Source organism: Dulcicalothrix desertica PCC 7102, from assembly GCF_003991905.1.
Lineage (GTDB): Bacteria > Cyanobacteriota > Cyanobacteriia > Cyanobacteriales > Nostocaceae > Dulcicalothrix > Dulcicalothrix desertica.
This window is the reverse complement of the sequence record NZ_RSCL01000009.1, coordinates 119,894-138,015: the sequence shown is the minus strand read 5'-3', so window position 1 is coordinate 138,015 and position 18,122 is coordinate 119,894. Positions and strand designations below refer to the sequence as shown.

19 protein-coding genes are annotated in these 18,122 nt (G+C 38.0%); 6 read left to right on the top strand and 13 right to left on the bottom strand.

The window, feature by feature from the left end; all coding sequences use genetic code 11:
• The first annotated feature begins 45 nt into the window (after window positions 1-45).
• The 3 genes from DSM106972_RS19930 (at window position 46) to DSM106972_RS19920 (ending at window position 2,958) form a co-directional block, all read left to right on the top strand.
• Window positions 46-1,953, top strand: coding sequence for a DUF3370 family protein (locus tag DSM106972_RS19930; protein ID WP_127082353.1), 1,908 nt, complete (start codon window positions 46-48; stop codon window positions 1,951-1,953).
• Between the two features lie 259 nt (window positions 1,954-2,212).
• On the top strand, window positions 2,213-2,623 hold the full coding sequence (locus DSM106972_RS19925) for a XisH family protein (protein ID WP_127082352.1): 411 nt from the start codon (window positions 2,213-2,215) through the stop codon (window positions 2,621-2,623).
• Window positions 2,614-2,958 (top strand): XisI protein, encoded by a 345-nt coding sequence (locus DSM106972_RS19920; RefSeq protein ID WP_127082351.1) that lies wholly within the window; start codon window positions 2,614-2,616, stop codon window positions 2,956-2,958. The genes DSM106972_RS19925 and DSM106972_RS19920 overlap by 10 nt, the downstream gene beginning before the upstream one ends.
• Window positions 2,959-2,961: 3 nt before the next feature.
• Here the strand turns inward: DSM106972_RS19920 and DSM106972_RS19915 are convergent, their stop codons facing one another.
• From DSM106972_RS19915 to DSM106972_RS19900, 4 genes are all read right to left on the bottom strand, one after another.
• On the bottom strand, window positions 2,962-3,861 hold the full coding sequence (locus tag DSM106972_RS19915; RefSeq protein ID WP_127082350.1) for a hypothetical protein: 900 nt from the start codon (window positions 3,859-3,861) through the stop codon (window positions 2,962-2,964).
• 34 nt (window positions 3,862-3,895) lie between these two features.
• Complete coding sequence (locus tag DSM106972_RS19910; RefSeq protein WP_127082349.1) at window positions 3,896-4,210, bottom strand: hypothetical protein; 315 nt, start codon at window positions 4,208-4,210, stop codon at window positions 3,896-3,898.
• Complete coding sequence (locus tag DSM106972_RS19905) at window positions 4,207-4,563, bottom strand: type II toxin-antitoxin system RelE family toxin (RefSeq protein WP_201800755.1); 357 nt, start codon at window positions 4,561-4,563, stop codon at window positions 4,207-4,209. The genes DSM106972_RS19910 and DSM106972_RS19905 overlap by 4 nt, the downstream gene beginning before the upstream one ends.
• A gap of 294 nt (window positions 4,564-4,857) precedes the next feature.
• A complete protein-coding gene (locus DSM106972_RS19900) occupies window positions 4,858-5,217 on the bottom strand; it encodes a type II toxin-antitoxin system prevent-host-death family antitoxin (RefSeq protein ID WP_127082348.1) in 360 nt (119 codons plus the stop codon).
• Window positions 5,218-5,657: 440 nt separating this feature from the next.
• Here DSM106972_RS19900 and DSM106972_RS19895 point away from each other — a divergent pair, with 440 nt between their 5' ends.
• Both DSM106972_RS19895 and DSM106972_RS19890 read left to right on the top strand, forming a co-directional pair.
• Window positions 5,658-9,320, top strand: coding sequence for a CHAT domain-containing tetratricopeptide repeat protein (locus DSM106972_RS19895; protein ID WP_127082347.1), 3,663 nt, complete (start codon window positions 5,658-5,660; stop codon window positions 9,318-9,320).
• A gap of 78 nt (window positions 9,321-9,398) precedes the next feature.
• Complete coding sequence (locus tag DSM106972_RS19890; RefSeq protein WP_127082346.1) at window positions 9,399-10,325, top strand: trypsin-like serine peptidase; 927 nt, start codon at window positions 9,399-9,401, stop codon at window positions 10,323-10,325.
• A 203-nt stretch (window positions 10,326-10,528) separates the two neighbouring features.
• Here DSM106972_RS19890 and DSM106972_RS19885 read toward each other — a convergent pair whose 3' ends face one another.
• The 5 genes from DSM106972_RS19885 to DSM106972_RS19870 all read right to left on the bottom strand — a co-directional run bounded on the left by DSM106972_RS19885 (window position 10,529) and on the right by DSM106972_RS19870 (window position 12,300).
• Window positions 10,529-10,957 (bottom strand): HNH endonuclease, encoded by a 429-nt coding sequence (locus DSM106972_RS19885; protein WP_127082345.1) that lies wholly within the window; start codon window positions 10,955-10,957, stop codon window positions 10,529-10,531.
• Window positions 10,950-11,345: an STAS/SEC14 domain-containing protein gene (locus tag DSM106972_RS19880; protein ID WP_201800754.1), complete on the bottom strand. Its 396-nt coding sequence runs from the start codon at window positions 11,343-11,345 to the stop codon at window positions 10,950-10,952. The genes DSM106972_RS19885 and DSM106972_RS19880 overlap by 8 nt, the downstream gene beginning before the upstream one ends.
• A 112-nt stretch (window positions 11,346-11,457) precedes the next feature.
• A complete protein-coding gene (locus DSM106972_RS19875; RefSeq protein WP_127082343.1) occupies window positions 11,458-11,709 on the bottom strand; it encodes a DUF4926 domain-containing protein in 252 nt (83 codons plus the stop codon).
• A 210-nt stretch (window positions 11,710-11,919) separates the two neighbouring features.
• Window positions 11,920-12,096, bottom strand: a complete 177-nt coding sequence (locus tag DSM106972_RS51460) for a hypothetical protein (RefSeq protein ID WP_158632851.1) — start codon at window positions 12,094-12,096, stop codon at window positions 11,920-11,922.
• 12 nt (window positions 12,097-12,108) lie between these two features.
• Window positions 12,109-12,300 (bottom strand): hypothetical protein, encoded by a 192-nt coding sequence (locus DSM106972_RS19870; protein ID WP_127082342.1) that lies wholly within the window; start codon window positions 12,298-12,300, stop codon window positions 12,109-12,111.
• 291 nt (window positions 12,301-12,591) lie between these two features.
• Between DSM106972_RS19870 and DSM106972_RS19865 the strand changes: the two genes are divergently transcribed.
• On the top strand, window positions 12,592-12,861 hold the full coding sequence (locus DSM106972_RS19865) for a hypothetical protein (protein ID WP_127082341.1): 270 nt from the start codon (window positions 12,592-12,594) through the stop codon (window positions 12,859-12,861).
• Here the strand turns inward: DSM106972_RS19865 and DSM106972_RS19860 are convergent.
• From DSM106972_RS19860 to DSM106972_RS19845, 4 genes are all read right to left on the bottom strand, one after another.
• Window positions 12,858-13,304 (bottom strand): hypothetical protein, encoded by a 447-nt coding sequence (locus DSM106972_RS19860; protein ID WP_127082340.1) that lies wholly within the window; start codon window positions 13,302-13,304, stop codon window positions 12,858-12,860. The genes DSM106972_RS19865 and DSM106972_RS19860 overlap by 4 nt on opposite strands.
• Before the next feature lie 334 nt (window positions 13,305-13,638).
• Window positions 13,639-16,212: an FtsX-like permease family protein gene (locus DSM106972_RS19855; RefSeq protein ID WP_127082339.1), complete on the bottom strand. Its 2,574-nt coding sequence runs from the start codon at window positions 16,210-16,212 to the stop codon at window positions 13,639-13,641.
• The gene (locus tag DSM106972_RS19850) at window positions 16,209-16,907 is read right to left on the bottom strand and encodes an ABC transporter ATP-binding protein (RefSeq protein ID WP_233787442.1); all 699 of its coding nucleotides are present in this window, start codon (window positions 16,905-16,907) and stop codon (window positions 16,209-16,211) included. The genes DSM106972_RS19855 and DSM106972_RS19850 overlap by 4 nt, the downstream gene beginning before the upstream one ends.
• Window positions 16,908-17,057: 150 nt before the next feature.
• Window positions 17,058-18,122 (bottom strand): sensor histidine kinase (locus DSM106972_RS19845; protein WP_233787901.1); only part of this gene is annotated, 1,065 nt, incomplete at its 5' end.

Below are 18,122 nucleotides of genomic sequence, written 5' to 3'. Positions count from 1 at the left end.
AATTCTTACTTATCATTACAAAAATAATTGAAAATCAGTTTGCCTATGCCATCTTTGCTGCGCTTGTTTATCCTTTCTACAACCATCGCTATTTTCCCAACCTCTAGTGCCTTCGCATTCAACGACACTCAAAACTACTGGGCTACTGATTGTATTCAACAACTCAATGAACGTAAACTTATTACAGGATACTCTGATAATACTTTTCGTCCAAATGTAACGGTAACACGTGCAGAGGCAGCTGTCTTGATGCTAAATGCTTTTCCTACGGCGCCAAATAAACGTAGTTCTACAGCATTTCGAGATGTTCCGCAAACCCATTGGGCATATAAAGCGATATCTAGCGCGTTCCAAAAAGGCTTTTTTTCTGGGTATCCAGGAGGTATATTCCAACCTAACCAAGCAATACCCCGCGCGCAAATTATTGGTGTCATCGCTGGAGCAAAAAATTACAGTGCTGTAGCGAACCCCGCGCAAACACTACGAACATACTTTCAAGATGCAGCAGAAATTCCCAACTATGCTCAAACTTCGGTTGCATCTGCCGCAATTAATAGTATTGTGGTTAATTATCCTAACGTCAAACAACTAAGACCCAAAGTTGGCGCCACTAGAGGAGAAGTTGCAGCATTGATGTGTCGCGCGCTTAACATCTACACTATTCCCCCGCAATATATCGCTGGGGTCGAAGTACAACCGCAACAAGTATATCCATTACCAGGAAAACTCGATACTATACCCACCTTCAACAGCAACAGTCCAGAATTGGTAGAAACCGATGGAATTTTACTATCAACTTTTCCCCCAGAAGGTAAAAAAACACCTGCTGCACATTTAAATTACCCGTTTCAAGGCAGATTTGATATTTTTTCTCATCATATTATTAGAGCAGCAACACCATCTCGAAGCCGTACAGTCTACCAAGGAATAATCGTGTATAATCCTGGTGATAAAGCTGTTACGCTAGAAGTATTAAACGGCGCCAGCTATCTTACTCAACAAGCTCCTTTTATATCGTTACCCGACATTCAAGATAATCTCCAAAATACAGTTTATTCGGGTCCAGGAAGCAGAACAATGGGTGAAGTATTGCGAGGAGTTAGGCAAAACGTTTTCTCAGAAAAAATAATTATAGAACCCAGAAAAAGTCAAATATTAGCAAACCTACCAATCCCCGTACAAGCACCTTCTTCCAACGGTCGCACAACAATGATGCGGTTGAAAAGCGACAGTGTAATTCACGTTGCCAATTTAGCAATGACTTCCAATCGTCCACCAACTTTAAACGAATTACAAAATTTACTCAACACAGGTAATTTAGCAGAAAAACGTGACGCCATCCCCACCCCATTAGAACCACCCAGAGAACCAACAGTAATCGGTAGAGTAGCGGGTGTTTCCCAAGGTACAAAATGGGAAGCAGTAATTACTGACAACCCTGGCGCCGCAAAATTAACCATACCAGAACCAGGAAAAGCGATTTCCTATCCATTAGGAACAGTACATTTAGTCACATTAGCTACTAAACAGATACAGAGCGCTCCTATGTTAGCTCGCTACCCAGATACAGCATATTTTGCCCATAGTAATTACGGTGTAGAATATGATTTGACTTTGCCTTTACATAATCCAACAAACCAAACTCAAACAGTAAGTGTATTAATTCAAACACCACTTAAAGATGAGGGTGGAAGCGATAGATTATTATTTTTAAACCCGCAAGTCGAGCAAGTGTTTTTTCGCGGTACAGTAAAGGTTAGTTATGAAGATGGTTTGGGGAAAGTGCAAAGGTACTTACATTTGGTGCAAAAAAGAGGACAGCAAGGTGAAGCTTTGGTGACGTTAAAATTAGCAGCAGGCGCCACCAAGAAAGTAGAAGTAGATTTTATTTACCCCCCAGATTCCACACCACCCCAAGTTTTAACGGTAAAAACTCAAAATAATTCTATATGATAAATAATTTAGCGCAGGCGCCGATTCATACTGTAGCATAGGCGTCTCGCCTGTGCAGTCACATAATTATGTTTACCACAGAGACGCAGAGGATACAGAGAGAGAGGTGATATGAAAGCACTAAGTTTCAAATTTTACTTATTTATAAAGCAGTAATCCTAAGTTGATTATTAAATTAAACGCTGAGTTACAATATAAGTTAAAGGTAAATCCTCTCCGCCTTTAACAGGCACCTATTTTAGCATGAAGTTGAACTCGTATGGCAAAAGATAGATTTCATGGTGTTGTTAAAACAGCCTTAGAAAAAGACGGCTGGGAGATTACGGCTGAATGTTATAATATTAATGTAGATGATGTAGATTTCGAGATTGATTTAGCAGCAGAAGAAATTTTAGGAGCAGAGCGAGAGGGACGAAAAATAGCGGTAGAAGTTAAAAGCTTTATTAGTACATCGAATGTTTCAGAATTTCATACTGCGTTAGGACAATTTTTAAACTATCGAGACGCATTAGATAAAATTGACCCAGAGCGTCAGTTGTATTTAGCGGTTCGTTTACCGATTTATGAAACTTTTTTTCAACGAAAGTTTATTGTATCGGCAATTGCCAAATATCAATTACGATTAGTAATTTATGATGTAGAACAGGAGGTTATTAGTCAATGGCTGTAGAACAATATCGGCAATATATTCAACATCTTCTTTCTGAAAAACAACGGCGCTCTTCAATGCAAAAAAGAAATGCCGAAGAGTATGAGATACAAACAGTTTTCGATGAAAAGCAAGACCATTATCAATTACTTTATGTTGGTTGGCGTGGAAATAAACGTGATTTTGGTTGTGTTCTACATCTTGATATTAAAAATGGGAAAATTTGGATTCAGCATGATGGTACAGAAGAAGGAATAGCCAATCGCTTAGTTGAAATGGGAGTGCCTAAACAGGATATCATTTTGGCGTTTCATGAACCTTATATACGACAGTTTACTGAGTTTGGCACATCATAAGCGTCATCTCTCCAAACCTGCTTGTAATAACGCACGTTCTAGCAAGTCACCAAGTCCTAAATTTCTTCCCCAGTGTTGTAAATACGCAAAATCTAGCCTTAACGCTTGTACTTTTAATACTCCTAACAAGTCTCTCCACTGTCTGTCAGAGACACCCATTCCCATACGATACCATCGCAGCTTTTGTAAGATAATATCTTCTGCGGAGTATATATATATTGATGAATCTCCTTCAACAGATAAAGTATACAACTGTCGGCGCCTTAATTTCTCTCTTGAAAATTCATCGTTACCTAAAATAAAAAAGTCTGCTTTTTCTGTTGTTTCTAAATGTATAGCATTAAACGAAGCTTTCCGCTCAACTGCTTCTCTCACAGCATCAATGCTAATATAAAACTCTGTGGTCAGCGTATTAACTAGCGATTCGATTTGTGACGCACTCACATCAACAACTAAATCTAAATCTAAGGTTGCACGTGGTTCTCCTAATAACGAACTTGCCACTGACCCACCTACCAAATAAGGTATACGCAGTTCTTCTAAAATTCTCCCTAATTTAACTGCCAACCAAATAGCATCTTCCATTATTGCCGAAATTCCCTCAACACCCGTCAAATTTACCCAATTATCCTGATTACACAATACCTCAATCCACGTGGCGCCTAACTTTCTTTTAATAAATTCGCGTCGAATAGCTTGTGTTGCGGCGCCTGGTAAGTCGTGTAATATACCTATTAAACACAACTTCCAGCACCCAAGCGTTGATTTTTTAATTAACTTTGCTTTTTCATAAGGTAACATTTGCTGCCAACGTCCAATTAAGATACGTTCAATCTCAAATGACGTATCTGATGCTTGTGTTGCGTATCCTAACGGGATTTTACCAAGTGAAGTTTGCAGCATTTACATGAATATCCAAATAATTAAGATTTATATACTAACTTGATGCTGAAGTATGACTAAAGCCCAATTTATCTAACAATTCCTTATGAGAAACATTTTTGCTTTTCGAGTGAAGTTTTTCTTTCTTAACTTCTTTTGTAGGAATATCAGCAAGAGTCAGTACAGGTAGTGTTAAAGCCTGCTTAAAAGCTTCAATATCACTAGCTAATTCTTCCATTGTTCCTCCCATTGGTTCAACTGCATCTTTTGTACAACTAACAATTGAACCATCTTCAGCATAAATTACTTCTCGAATGACATAATCGCCATTATCTTCACAAAAAACGCGGTAGTTCCAACTTATTTTCATACATCCTCCTGTTGACCACGAAACAAAAAAGCGTTACCCTGCTTTTCACCAATACGCTGAACTTCAACAATTAAAACTACTTCATCAACATTATAGAGTATTCTAAATTTACCGATGCGTAATTCCCATGCAGCCAAATCATTTGGTCGCATTTGTTTACGATTACGTGTTTCAACTGTTGGTTCATATTGTAATTGTATTTCAATATTATCTAAAATTTGTTTCTGGTCATTTTTTCGGAAAAACTGAAGGTCTTCTATTGCTTGGGGGGTATATTCAATTTCATACATTAAGGTATACGTTCCTCCAATTTTTCCTATCTTTAGTTGACGCGCGATAATACAAAGCAGCATTCCCTAACTCTTGTAACTACCATACGTCACTGCTTATTAGTAACTCTATCTTCAGACACAGGTAGGGGGTGAATACTAAAATCTTGCATGACTTGAGTAAGTGATTGCTGTTTTAATTGAGCTAAATATTCGATACGTTTTGCATCTAAATCTTCAATTTGATCAGTAAGTTGAATTAGCTTTGTATGTTCTGCATCACTGAGTTTTTCTTTACACTTTAACTCGGTAAAGGTTCGGGGGCACTCACGTAACCGCTCCAGATATGATCTGCTTGAGTAGAAATTTTAAATCGGCTCATGGAGTTTTGTTCTGCTCTAATCTCTTGCGTCCTCGTGCTTTAATGTCTTCAAAAAAACAAAGGAGCGATTCTTCATCGTATTCGGTATACTGACCGTTATCAAGCTGCTCTATTCCAATGGCTATTTCTCGTCGCAATGTCTCTTTTTTGAGTATTTTTAATTCTTCCTCCGCACGATCAAGCCTATCCATCATATCTTGAAACGCTTGCGCCTCCTGAACTACAACCTCAGCTTTCCCGTTGACCGTCAGCACAAGCGGAGATTTTGTAGCCTTTATTCGTTCTACGTAATCCTTGGCGTTTCGTTTAAAGTCAGTCAGAGTTTGAATATTTTCGAGATTAATTTTAATTTGCATAGCATTTTATAAAGCATTTAATAAAACATCTTATTAGATGCTATAGTTTGTATCTGTTCTTGTCAAGAAGCAAATTTTTGAAATAACCGCAAGCGACGATCAGAGAACGTAAAAACTTAAGGATAGTGATGACAGTGGGATATGCATATCTTTTCACAACTCTGAAATAGTATTTAGTGAAAATTAGCTTATGGAGGATTGTGCAGTTTTGCGAAAAACCTGGTTTTTGACGATTTATCGCGTTAATCGTGCGATTTGTGACTAAACGATGATTGTTTTTGTTACGGAAACTGAAACCGGGTTTACTTATTCTTTGCTTTCGTTTTAAAGTATTCGTGTAATTAAGTATATTTTCTGAGCAAAAATATATCTTATTTATCTGCATTCCGTATAAATACGGTCGAGTTTCCATACAAATATTTAATAGTTGAGGCGTGAAAATGGCACGGTGCAAGAGAAGCAGGGAAATATTAGGTTACTTTCTACCAAAAATCATCCGTTACGGCTTGATTGGCTTGTTAAGTGTGGTTTTATTCTCGGAATCGGTGGGCGCAAGGGCAACATTCGCACAGTTGCAAATAGCACAGCAGACAGCACCCGCTCCGTCAGTTCCGTTAAGTGCGGATAAGCAAAAGCGATATCAAAATGCAGTTAAGTTAGTTCAAGAAGGGCAAGAGTTACAAAAAAAAGGGACAAAAGAAGGGTATCAAGAGGCATTAGGAAAGTATCAACAAGCATTGAAAATTAATCAGGAATTGGGATTACGAGCAGATCAAGCCGAAATATTAATGAGCATTGGTTTAGTTAATATTTTTCTTTCAGAATATCAACAAGCACTAGATTTATATAACCAAGCATTAATAATCTGGCAAGAGTTAAATCAACCTTTGTTTGAAGCAAGTGTACTCAGTATGATTGGTGATACCTACAACAACATGGGAAAACCACGAGAATCACTTGAATATTTGAAGCGAGCAGAATCAAGCTTTCGGATACAGAAACAATTTCGTCATTTAGCTATAAATTTATCTTCTATTTCTCGTGCCTATATGAGATTAGGTGAGACGAAGAATGCACTTAATTCCCTTAATCAAGCACTAGAAATTTATCGTACTACATTTAAAGATAAAGAAAAAGAAGCTGATACTCTTAATTCCATTGCTTTTCTATATTCTCAAATAGGTAAGTCCGAAATGTCCTTGAAATACTACAATCAAGCCCTAGATATTTATCGAGAAAGAAAAGACTTGTTAGGAGAGGCTGAAATATTCAAAAATATTGGCTCTCTTCACGGAAAATTGGGTAAACATGATTTAGCACTAGAATATTTAAATAAAGCGTTGGGAATACAATCAACAAAAGGTACATTAGTTGATCGAGGTTTAACTATTAATGATATTGCCAGTATTTATAGCTCACGAGGAAATTACGAAAAAGCAATTGAATACTACCAAAAAGCAAAATTACTCTTCCATCAAGCTGGGTGGACAACCTTAGAGTCTTTAAGTCTTGGATCGATTATCAGTATCTATCGAAATTTTCTAGGTAATAACCAATCAGCACTAAAATATACGGAAGAAGTACTTGAACTTAACCGTAAAACTGGCGAAAAGGACGAAGAAGCATCTACTTTTAACCAGCAAGGTGATATTTACATCCAACAAGGAGATTATCAGCTTGCATTAGACCGTTATAACGAAGCCTTGCAAATTGAGCTTTCCATAACAAAAAACCCTAAAGCAGCAGCTCGCACTCTTGGTAATATTGCATTACTCTACAATTCATTAGGTGATAGTAACTTAAGTATTAGGACTTACAATCAAGTACTAGATATTTACAGGAAACTTGATAACAAAGCTCAACAAGCTAGAATCCTTCTCTACATGGGTGGAGTTTATCAAAAAAATGCACAATTTAATGAGGCACTTACATCTTATAATGAAGCTCTTAAGTTATTAAATAAAGAGGATTACCTATCTGAAATAAATATACGTTATGGTCTAGCAAGAATCTATCGTGATAAAAAGGATTATCCCAGAGCTTTCGAGGCTGCTAATCTGGCGTTGAAATTATCGAAGAAACATAAATATTCTTTTCAAGAAATCGCGTCTATTGGAATTATTGGTAGTATATATCTCGTACAAGGAGATTATAAAAATGCTCTAGATAGTTATCAGAAAGCTCTAGATGGTTATAGACAGTCAGACTTAAAAATTAAAGAAGCTGAAACTTTAAGCACAATCAGCATGGCTTATAGTTTTCAAAAACAATACCAACAAGCAATAAATACACTCAACGAACAACTTAAACTCAGGCGAACTTTAAAAGACATTCAGGGAGAATCTGACGCACTTTATTACATCGCAAAAAATCAACGTAAACTAGGAAAGTTGGAAACTGCACTTACCAGCATTGACGAAGCAATTAAAATCGTCGAAAACATACGTGGTAACGTCAAAAGTTCAGATTTACGTACCTCTTATTTTGCCACAGTCCAAAAGTACTATAAACTCTACATCGATCTGTTGATGGAACTGGACGAGAAAAATCCAGATAAAAACTACGACGAATTAGCGTTAAATGTAAGCGAGCGCTCGCGCGCCAGAGGTTTAATAGAATTACTCAAAGAATCCAATGCCAAAATCCGTAAAGGTGCAAATCCAGAACTATTAGAACAGGAACGTAATTTATTACAACAAATAAATGCCAGAGAAACAACGCGAGGAAACTTAGAAAACTCACCCAATAAAAACGACCCTATCACCAAAAACTCTATCCAAAGACTCATTACAGAAGCCGAAAATCTTCGCAGTCAATACAAGGAACTACAAACTAAAATCCGCACAACTAGTTCTGCATACGCTAAATTAACAAACCCAGACCCCGATAAGGACATTTTAAAATTACCGCAAATTCAACAACAACTCGACAAAGACACCATCCTACTGCAATATTCCATAGGCGAAGAACGTAGTTATCTATGGGCTGTCACACCCAATTCCTTAAACACCTACAAACTCCCAGGACGGGAAAAAATTGAGATAGCGGCAGAGAAATTCAAATCTGCTATATCAAATACCACAGGTGTACCACCAAAAATAATTGAAGATACGAAGGAGTTTAGTCAAACCCTTTTAGGACAAGTGGCAGGTAAAATATCAGGAAAACGCTTGGTAATTGTCGCCGATGGTGCATTACAAACCATACCATTCGCTGCATTACATGATGTAAATTCCCCGCAGGCAAATGCAACAAAACAAACCCCATACCAACCCCTAATTATCAACCATGAAATCGTTAATTTACCCTCAATTACAGCCCTGGCAACCCAAAGAACAGAACTCGCCAAGCGCAACACGGCGCCGAAAACCCTCGCAGTTCTAGCCGATCCCGTATTTAAACCCGATGACGAAGAATTTACAGGTAAACCACCAACCGTTACCAAAAATCTTGACCTCAGCCAAGAAATAGACCAATCGGCCCTGAAAACATCTGCCAGAAATCTCCAGCGCGATGGTTGGGACAGACTTCCATTTACAGGAGAAGAAGCCAAAGCACTTCTAGGATTAGTCAAAAACCAATCCCATAAAAAACAAGCCTTGAGGTTTGATGCAACTTACGAATGGGCAACTAACCCCGAACTCAAACAATATCGCTTGCTACATTTCGCCACCCACGGTTTTGCTGACCCCATCGAACCAGAGAGATCGGGAATAGTTCTTTCCTTGCTAGATAAACAAGGTAAACCCACAACCAAAGGTTATCTCCGCTTGGGGGATATTTTCAACCTTGATTTTGCCGCCGATTTAGTTGTATTGAGTGCCTGCGACACTGGACTTGGTAAAGACATCAAAGGCGAAGGCTTAGTGGGGTTGACAAGAGGATTGATGTATGCAGGGGCGCCCAGAGTTGCCGTTTCTCTGTGGAATGTCAACGATTCGGGTACATCAATATTGATGCAGAAATTCTACAAACAAATGCTCGAACAAGGAAAAACCCCTGCTGCTGCCCTCCGAGCCGCACAGTTGGAAATGTTGCAGTCAGGAGATAAGCAAAACCCCTACTACTGGGCAAGTTTCACACTACAAGGCGAGTGGAAATAGGGTATTTCAATACATCAAATTCAGCTTTTCAACAAATTTGAAACTTTTACTAACTTTTACTTCAGGAGTACCAACAACATGAACACCAAACTTTTCTCGAAAAAATCTTTCGCTCTTTTATTCGCAGGAATTTTCACTGCTGCCAGCGTCCATACATTTGTAAACACATCAGTCCAAGCACAAAACAATCCCAAACCTCCCGAATTTACGAAATTTCAAGATGCAAGTCAATTAAAACTACCAGGAAACGGAAAACCCTTTATTCCCAATGGTTTGGGAAGCTCAGAAAAAGCAAATGGAGAACGCGGAATACCCGATGGTGTGGACGACCGCATTCCCATGACTAGTAACCAATACCCTTGGTCAACAATTGGCAAAGTGCAGGGAACAACCGCAGACGCAAAAAGCTATCATTGCACGGGTACATTGATTTACGATAATCTCGTCCTTACCAATTCCCACTGCGTTCTCGATCCAGAAACAGGTGTTTTGAGCAAAAAAATTGAGTTTATGCCCAACTTTATCAACGGTAGAGTTAGCAACCCCAGAGATATTGCTTCAGTACAAAGAGTTATTTACGGTACTGATTTCAAAAATGGATTTCAAGACAATTCCAAAGACTGGGCAATTTTGGTACTCGATAAACCCTTGGGTCGCAAATATGGTTATTTAGGATGGAAATCTCTACCTACCTCAACTCTTACTCGTAACCCGAAAAAATTCTTTTTTGTCGGATATTCCAAAGATTTCCCCAAATCAAATCCCGGAATGACAGCAGGATTTGAAGCAGGTTGCAGCATTACCTCAGAAGAAGCAAACCTTTTACTCCACGATTGCGACACTGCTGGTGGTTCTTCCGGTGGTGCAATTATCGCCACTATCGACGACCAATACTATATTGTTGCCATCAATAATATGGAATTTAAAAATCGTCGTACTGGACAAGATATTATAAATTCTGCCGTCAAGATTGATTTCTTAGATAGATTATTTAGCCAAAATTAATATTACGGATTGTATTTAGCCAATCATGACGCTTCCCGTTACTCAGTCACTAGTTATTGAGAACGGGGATTTTACATATGAAATTTTTTGGTATGAAGAGTATTTACCGCGCCTGGTAAGTCATGTAATATACCTATTAAACACAACTTCCAGCACCCAAGCGTTGATTTTTTAATTAACTAGTGAAGTTTGTCGCATTTACATCAATCTCCAGGCGGATGTTCTCCTGAAGCAAAAAGGACACGGCGTAGATTAACTAATCCTGGTCTATTTAAGAGTAACTCTTTTACCGTCGCACGCCCTGTTGGAGTCAATCCTACAATTTGCGTATAATCCTCATTCCAAGCAAAATGCTCTTGCCATGATTGTTGGCGAGGATGAAAGAGTGGGGCAATTTGTTGAGTTGTAGAGTCTAAAGCTTCTGTTTTAGTGTGCTTGTGATTATTACAACCTTGGCATGATAGTGCCAAATTTTCCAAGATTGTTTTACCACCCTTGTAACGAGGCGTAATGTGTTCTACAGAGAATGATTGAGTCGCAAACTTTACTTGACTGCGACAGTACTCGCAACATTCTTTAGCCCTCGCAACTACTATGCGTCGCTGCTCATTAGTAACTCTATCTTCAGACACAGGCAGGGGGGTGAATGCTTAAATCTTGCATGACTTCAACAAGTGATTTCTGTTTTAATTGAGCTAACTGAGCTAAATATTCGATACGTTTTGCATCTAAATCTTCAATTTGATCAGTAAGTTGAATTAGACGAGCGTGTTCTGCATCAGTGAGTGCCATTGAACGTTGTTTCTCAATTAGTTCATTAAACTGCTGCTGAATATCATCAGGGATGGATTGCTTAATTTTCAATATTAATTCAGACTCTGATAATGAAAGCGATTGAACTTGGCGTTGAGCGCGGAGTTTTAACACCTGTATTACAAATGTCTCAAAATCAGGTTGAGGCATTTGTTCAACGGCTTGTAAAAGTTGCTTTGTGTCCACTTGTGCTTCAACTTTGTACACAGGTATACCTACTAAGTGTTGATGAACGTCAGTTGTGGCTTTAGTTTAACGTTTTTTCTGAATTATAGTGCGAGGAGACGCATTATCAAGCATCATTAGTAATTGCTCTTGATTAGTTAACAGTTCCCATTAAAGAGCGCACTGCTAATACCGCGTCGCTAGCTAGTTTTTCTACTGCTGACATTGGAACCGCAAAAACAGCTATAGAATCTCCCGCAGCATTAAAAACTTCCAATATATAACCATCTTCCTCGTTGCCAGGATGGGTTACGTAGTCGATCAGCATCGCTACATCTCCACGCTTGAGGTTGTGTTCTGGAATATCTCGACACAGGGCAACGTACTGATAAAGTTCAAGCTTCATAACAATTAGTCCTTTTTAAATTTGAGGGTGATAAACCGAAAGCTTCCGTCATTTATTGATTGTAACCAAACTGTTACAACTGGTAACTTCTAACTTTATTTACCAATTTTATTATTATGCCCATACCCGCCTAGGGTTAAAACTTAAGTTCATTAAAATGAACTAAATTAATCAGTAATATTAAAAACATGCTTGTTGAAAATTAAAAATTTATACGTAGAGGTGCAAGATATCAGGTAAGCTACGACCACTAAGACCTTGTAAATCCCCCGTAACGGTATAAAATACTCCATATTCGTTAATGTTATCTTCTACTGCGTCGGTTATGAGTACAAGTTGCTTAATTGCATTTAATAAATCATTTGGGTTATAGCATTTTTCAATCAAGTCAGGTACAAATTAAGTTAATAAAACTCTTGTGGAACGGGCATCCCTGCCCGTGATTGTGTACTTCATTTGAATAGGAACCGCTATATCTTGTGTAAATCCTGCTTGTGCTAAAAACTTTGATTTATCATCTTTAATTCTCGGAACCAAAAGATAGCGTGTCAGCTTTTCTTCTGGTATCACTGCATCTTCTGGTATTTTCACAAAGAGAGCTATAATCCCTTACTTGCTTTTAAACATAATTTTTTTTATAAATAACATGTTTGAAACTTGAAACAGTAATGTTGTAATAAAAATAAATGTTTACCTACTTATAATAACGTACTAGATATACCTGGATTCGTTGAATGTTTTGAGCGTGCTAAAAAAGATATAGCTTTCTGTCGGGTTATTAATTGGAGAAGTGTAGGTACTGATGTATTGATTTGAGGACAATCGGCGCCGACTTTTGGCTAAATACTTTGTTAAAATAAGCAAAAAGACGGTAAAATCACAATGCAAACAAAAGAACCATACGCGCTTGTTGTAGTTAGCCTTATCGATAAGCATCGCTATGTGCTACAAGGTCGAGTTGAAGATGTAACAGAAGCAATATTATCAGATGACGTAGGTGCTATAACAAAAATATTACAAGAGTTAACACCCGAAGGCGCCGCAATTGTGCTAGAAGCGTATAGATGGTTTATAGAAAAGAAAACTATTGCAAGAGTTACGAATAGCTCAAGTCCTTGGGTAAGACGTTTACTTTACTCAAAGCCTCTTTAACGGATGTAAAAAAAGTTTTTATTTCCGCCGCTTTGATATGTGTTGGGAAGAGGGTGGCATTGACATTGATTATTTAAAAAATCTTGCGCCAACTTTAATATTGAGTCTTCATCTAGAGTTCCACCCATTTGCTTAAGAATCAAATGAGTGTCGTAAATAGCTTTTTCTCCAGAGACACCATTGGGTAAAAGTACAAATATCTGGTATTGTTCCAAAATGATTTTTTCCTTAGTTTCTTGTTTTAGGTAAGATAAATCTTCCATTGTCAAGTAAAAATTTTGTGCCCACTGAACAATTCCTTCTTTTATGCCTCTTTCCAAAAAATCTGGAATATTCCATTGTGTTAAGCTAAATAATTGTGAGGCTTTATATTCTCCTAACCTATCATATTCCCATATAAAAGCAACAGCTATTCTTCGTTGGATATCTTGTAAAGTATTCATTATCTAATTTATAAGTTTTTATTAAAGCATAACCTTTAAAATGGCGCCTATAAAGGTATTGTTCACTTGTTGATGGTGCGTTACTGCTATTATATTTTTCGTTTAATTTGAGTTTATTAAAGCAGTAACGCACCCTACATTCTATGCTGCTATTGCATTAAAGGCTTCTAAATAAAAAAATACCTAAAATTTTCTTGTGGGGTGGGCATCCTTGCCCGCCATTAGTTTGGAACGGGCAAGGATGCCCATTCCACAATTGCCCATTCCACAATTGAGCATTTCACAATTGAGCATTTCACAATTGAGCATTTCACAATTGCATATGGTGGAAATATTATTCTTGACGTATAGCTGATGCGATGACTGTGTTACCCAGGCGCCAAGCGGGATAAATTCCAGCTAAAATAGCGGCTATTACGGCAACGGCAAATGCTTGTAAAAAGTAACTTGGTTGTAGTTGCATTTGTAATGTCCAGCCGAACGAACGGACGTTAATTACATAAATTAATATCCATGCTAAGACGTATCCTAATGGCATTGCGAGTAATCCGGCTATTGCTCCCATTAGTCCGGTTTTGATAAATGTCATTACCCATAGTTGTAAGGGTGTCATTCCATTTGCTCGTAAAATTCCGGTTTCGCGGGTGCGTTCGAGTTGTAAGCTCATTAATGCGCTGAGTACACCAATAAATGCTACAACTATGGCTAAAAGTCGCAATGCGTCGGTAATGGCAAAGGTGCGGTCAAATATTTCTAATGAACCGTTGCGTAAGGTGCGGTTAGACTGAACGAGTAATCCTTGTTTGGGTTGAAAGTGGGTTTTTATTGCTTGTGCTATTTCTTCGACTGGTTCTCCTGGTTTTAAGAATAAACCGATGGAGGCAATATCTTTATCTTGCCAGAGGTCTACATATATATCGTTGTCGAGTAAAATTGTGCCTCGGTCGTTTGAGTAGTCGTAAAATACTGCTATTACCGGAAAACTTCGCCAACCTACAGGTGTTTCAATGGTTATTTGTTCGGGTGGAGTTGTGAGGTTGACTCTATTTAGTAATGCTTCGGAAACAATAACACCTTTTCCATCTGCTAAATATTGCCACGGGTCTACACCTTTATTACGTACCCAGCTATATGGGCGCCTACCATGAGAAACATCACCATCTGCTGAGATTAATTTTACTTGACGATTAAATTCTTTGACTACGGTTTCTGTTTCATTGTAGGTGACAAAATCATCCCAACCTCGCCAAGTTTTCATTTCATTGACGACTTCGGGTGATATTTTACCCAAGACACGGTTTGCTGTGGTGCTGGGAGGGGTAACGTAAATATCTGCTTGTAATGTTTGGCCAAGCCATTCTACAACGGTTCCTCTAAATGAACCAATCATTATGGATACCCCAACAATTACTGAGACAGCAACCATTAAGGCAGCAATTGCTACTGAGGTACGACTTAAAGACCGAACAATATCGCGCGTTGCTAATTTACCGACTATACCAAAAAGTAAATTTCCTACCGAGGTTAAAGACTCCATTAAAAATGCTGTAACAGGTGGTGTTAAGAATGCAGCAGCGAGTAATATTGCAAATAAACCTGCAAAACCAAGAATTAATCCACCACCTCCAATTCGTAATAGTCCGGCGCCGAGTATAGTAAATACAGCCCAAGCTAAAACCAACCAAGGTAGTAAACTACGAACTTTGCTTTCTAAGCTTGAACGTTGCAAGGTTGTTTGGGGTGAAGTTCGCATTGCTTCCACAGCAGGAATAGCAGAAGCAAACAGCGAGGCAAAAACACCTATTAATAAACCTTTTGCCAAGCTCAACGGGGAAATACTTACGTTTTGGACGTTGACGACGAAGTAAAAATCGTTGATGCTTTGGGTAATTAAACCAACTATTGCACGTCCCAGAATTATCCCTAAACCTAATCCTAGTAAGGAACCAATAATACTGAGTACAGCAGATTCACTGATGATTAGGGTAAATAATTGACCTGGTGTTACACCCAAACACCGCAATACACCAAACAATGGGCGCCGTTGAATTACACTAAAAGTAACGGTGTTGTATATCAAAAACATCCCAACGACTAAAGCAAGCAAACTCAATGCGGTTAAATTGAGTTCAAATGCAGCGGTCATTTGTTGTACTGCATTTTTTTGCGCTTCGGCAGTATCTAGCTTGACACCTATTGGTAAAATTTTCTCGATATCAGATTGCTGTTGCTGATTATCTAAAATTAAATCAATATGGCTAAGATGACCAACTGTACCTAAAATTTCTTGGGCTGTAGCAATATCTGTAAATAGAATACTGCTTAAAGCACTGCGGGTAAGATTATTCGCAGGGTTAATTAAACCAACAACTTTAACGTTGATATCATGTCCTGATAACTCTAGAGCTATATTATCTCCAGCTGATATCTGGTATTGCGTTGCTAGTTCTTGAGGAAGGATGATAGTGTTAGGTTGAGTTAAAAAAGCAGTGGCGCCTTCGGTATTTTTAGGGCTATTATCATTAAAATAGTTACGAAATGGTGGTTCTGCAAATAAGTCCACCCCTACTAACCGCAAAGGTTGAGAACCAAGCTGCTTAGAATTAACATAACCTTCAACGATAGGCGCCGCTTTTACATTACCAATATTTCGCCTCAACTGACTATACAAACTTTCATCAATACCACTCGGTGAAACTGCAACTATTCTATGTGTCGTATGTCCAATAATTGCATCAGTAGATAGCGAAAAAGCTCGCTGTGCCGAACCATTCGCTAAATCAATTGATACCATCATCGCCACACCCAACGCTACACCCAAGATAAATAACAGGTATTGAAAAGCGTTTTTGCGGATACGGCGCCAAGTTAGCAGCAATAAAGGTTGATTAGATATTACCTCACTCATGCCGCCACCTCTCTAGTTATTACTTCCTGTAGGCGCCCATCTTGCATCCGTAATACTCTATTTGCTAAACTCGCAATTGCTGGGTTATGCGTTGCCATAATCAGAGTTTTATTGGCACCGCGCGTAAGTTCCAACAGTAAATTTAAAACTTTTTCCCCTGTCTCTTCATCTAAATTACCTGTTGGCTCATCGGCGAGTAGTAACATTGGTTGATGTAGTAAAGCACGCGCTATCGCGACTCGTTGCTGCTGTCCTCCCGAAAGTTTGTCAGGAAAAGTATTGTATCTGTCTGCTAACCCGACTTTCTCTAGTAAACTTAAAGCCTGTTTTTCTAAGTCTTTCCCTTTTTTCCCTGCTAACTCTAGAGGTAGGCTGATATTCTCCAATACCGTTAAAGTGGGAATTAAATTAAAAAACTGGAATATAAACCCTATATTATCGCGACGGAATAAGGTACGCGCCCGCTCCGAAAGTTCGGTAATAGCGGTGTTTTTAATTAAGACTGTCCCCGCTGTTGGCTTTTCGATACCGCTAATGAGGTTTAATAGCGTACTTTTGCCGCTACCGCTCTGACCCAAAAGAACTATAAACTCTCCCTCGCTGAACTCTATATTCAGGTCATGAATAACCGTGCGAGTACTGGCGCCTTCCTCAAACTCCTTACGGAGGTCTTTTATTTGTATTAAAGAACTCAAGCTAGACTTCCCCTCATTGTCGTTACAAAGCTTTACAATCTAGCCTATCTCATAATTCAGTGCTGAGTAAAAAGTGCTGAGTACTGAGTAAAGTTAGGAGTTAGGAGTTAGGAGTTAGGAGTTAATAGCAAAAAATAAAAACCTTACTATTCAGCACGAGCGCACTTTCACACTTTGGGGAATTTTGATGATAAAGGTGGCGCCTGCTCCGGGTTTAGAGATACATTCTAATATACCGTTGTGTTTTTCGGTTATAATTTTGTAGCTTAGAGGTAGTCCCATACCTGTACCTTTACCTACTGGTTTGGTGGTGAAAAATAAATTAAATAGTTTTTTTTGTATATTTGGACATATACCATTACCATTGTCTGTTATACTAATTGATATTAAATTATTTTTCGTTAAACTTGTGGAAATAATAATTTTTGGATGCGCTATTTCGGCTTCATCTAATGCATCAATCGCATTTAATAAGATATTCATAAATACTTGATTCAGTTGTCCAGCATAACATTCAATTATAGGTAATTTACTATAATTTTTAATCACTTCGATTTTGGCGCGTTTACTTTGCTGTTTCAGCCGATAATCTAATAAATCTAATGTACTATCAAGTCCAATGTGAATATCTACTTTTTTATATTCAGCTTCATCCATATGAGCGAAAGTGCGTAATGAAGAAACTATTTTGATAATTCGTTCAGCGCCGACTTGCATTGAACTAAGTATCATAGGTAAGTCAGTCATGATAAAATCTAGTTCAATCGCGCTTATTTTATCTTGAATAATCTTTATAGGTTTTGAATAATATTTTTGATAAAGCTTGATTAAATCAAATAAATTATTTGTATATTCTTGGGCAAAATCTAAATTACCAAATATAAAATTTGTAGGATTATTTATTTCGTGAGCAATACCAGCAACCAATTGCCCTAACGATAACATTTTCTCGGTTTGAATAAGTTTAGTTTGAGTTGAAGCAATTTGAGTTAGTGCTGCTTCTAACTCAGTAGCTTGAGCTTGAAGTTGAGATTGTGTCTTTTTTAGTTCTGTAATTTCAGTTACAGTCCCAACTAACCGATAAATTTTACCTGTATTATCTCTAATGGGGTTAAGCGTCGTCAAACCCCAAATATTCTCATTATTGACAGTTATATATTCTTCGTAAGTAATCGCAGTGCCTTTAGCAATACAATCCAAATAATTCTTACATAT

What these genes read in the sequence shown, in the direction of transcription:
- DSM106972_RS19865 (WP_127082341.1), top strand. Translation starts at nt 12,592, where the DNA reads ATGCAAACAAAAGAACCATACGCGCTTGTTGTAGTTAGCCTTATCGAT.
- DSM106972_RS19915 (WP_127082350.1), bottom strand. Translation starts at nt 3,861, where the DNA reads ATGCTGCAAACTTCACTTGGTAAAATCCCGTTAGGATACGCAACACAA.
- DSM106972_RS19930 (WP_127082353.1), top strand. Translation starts at nt 46, where the DNA reads ATGCCATCTTTGCTGCGCTTGTTTATCCTTTCTACAACCATCGCTATT.
- DSM106972_RS19910 (WP_127082349.1), bottom strand. Translation starts at nt 4,210, where the DNA reads ATGAAAATAAGTTGGAACTACCGCGTTTTTTGTGAAGATAATGGCGAT.
- DSM106972_RS19920 (WP_127082351.1), top strand. Translation starts at nt 2,614, where the DNA reads ATGGCTGTAGAACAATATCGGCAATATATTCAACATCTTCTTTCTGAA.
- DSM106972_RS19905 (WP_201800755.1), bottom strand. Translation starts at nt 4,563, where the DNA reads ATGCTGCTTTGTATTATCGCGCGTCAACTAAAGATAGGAAAAATTGGA.
- DSM106972_RS19895 (WP_127082347.1), top strand. Translation starts at nt 5,658, where the DNA reads ATGGCACGGTGCAAGAGAAGCAGGGAAATATTAGGTTACTTTCTACCA.
- DSM106972_RS19900 (WP_127082348.1), bottom strand. Translation starts at nt 5,217, where the DNA reads ATGCAAATTAAAATTAATCTCGAAAATATTCAAACTCTGACTGACTTT.
- DSM106972_RS19890 (WP_127082346.1), top strand. Translation starts at nt 9,399, where the DNA reads ATGAACACCAAACTTTTCTCGAAAAAATCTTTCGCTCTTTTATTCGCA.
- DSM106972_RS19855 (WP_127082339.1), bottom strand. Translation starts at nt 16,212, where the DNA reads ATGAGTGAGGTAATATCTAATCAACCTTTATTGCTGCTAACTTGGCGC.
- DSM106972_RS19860 (WP_127082340.1), bottom strand. Translation starts at nt 13,304, where the DNA reads ATGAATACTTTACAAGATATCCAACGAAGAATAGCTGTTGCTTTTATA.
- DSM106972_RS19875 (WP_127082343.1), bottom strand. Translation starts at nt 11,709, where the DNA reads ATGAAGCTTGAACTTTATCAGTACGTTGCCCTGTGTCGAGATATTCCA.
- DSM106972_RS19925 (WP_127082352.1), top strand. Translation starts at nt 2,213, where the DNA reads ATGGCAAAAGATAGATTTCATGGTGTTGTTAAAACAGCCTTAGAAAAA.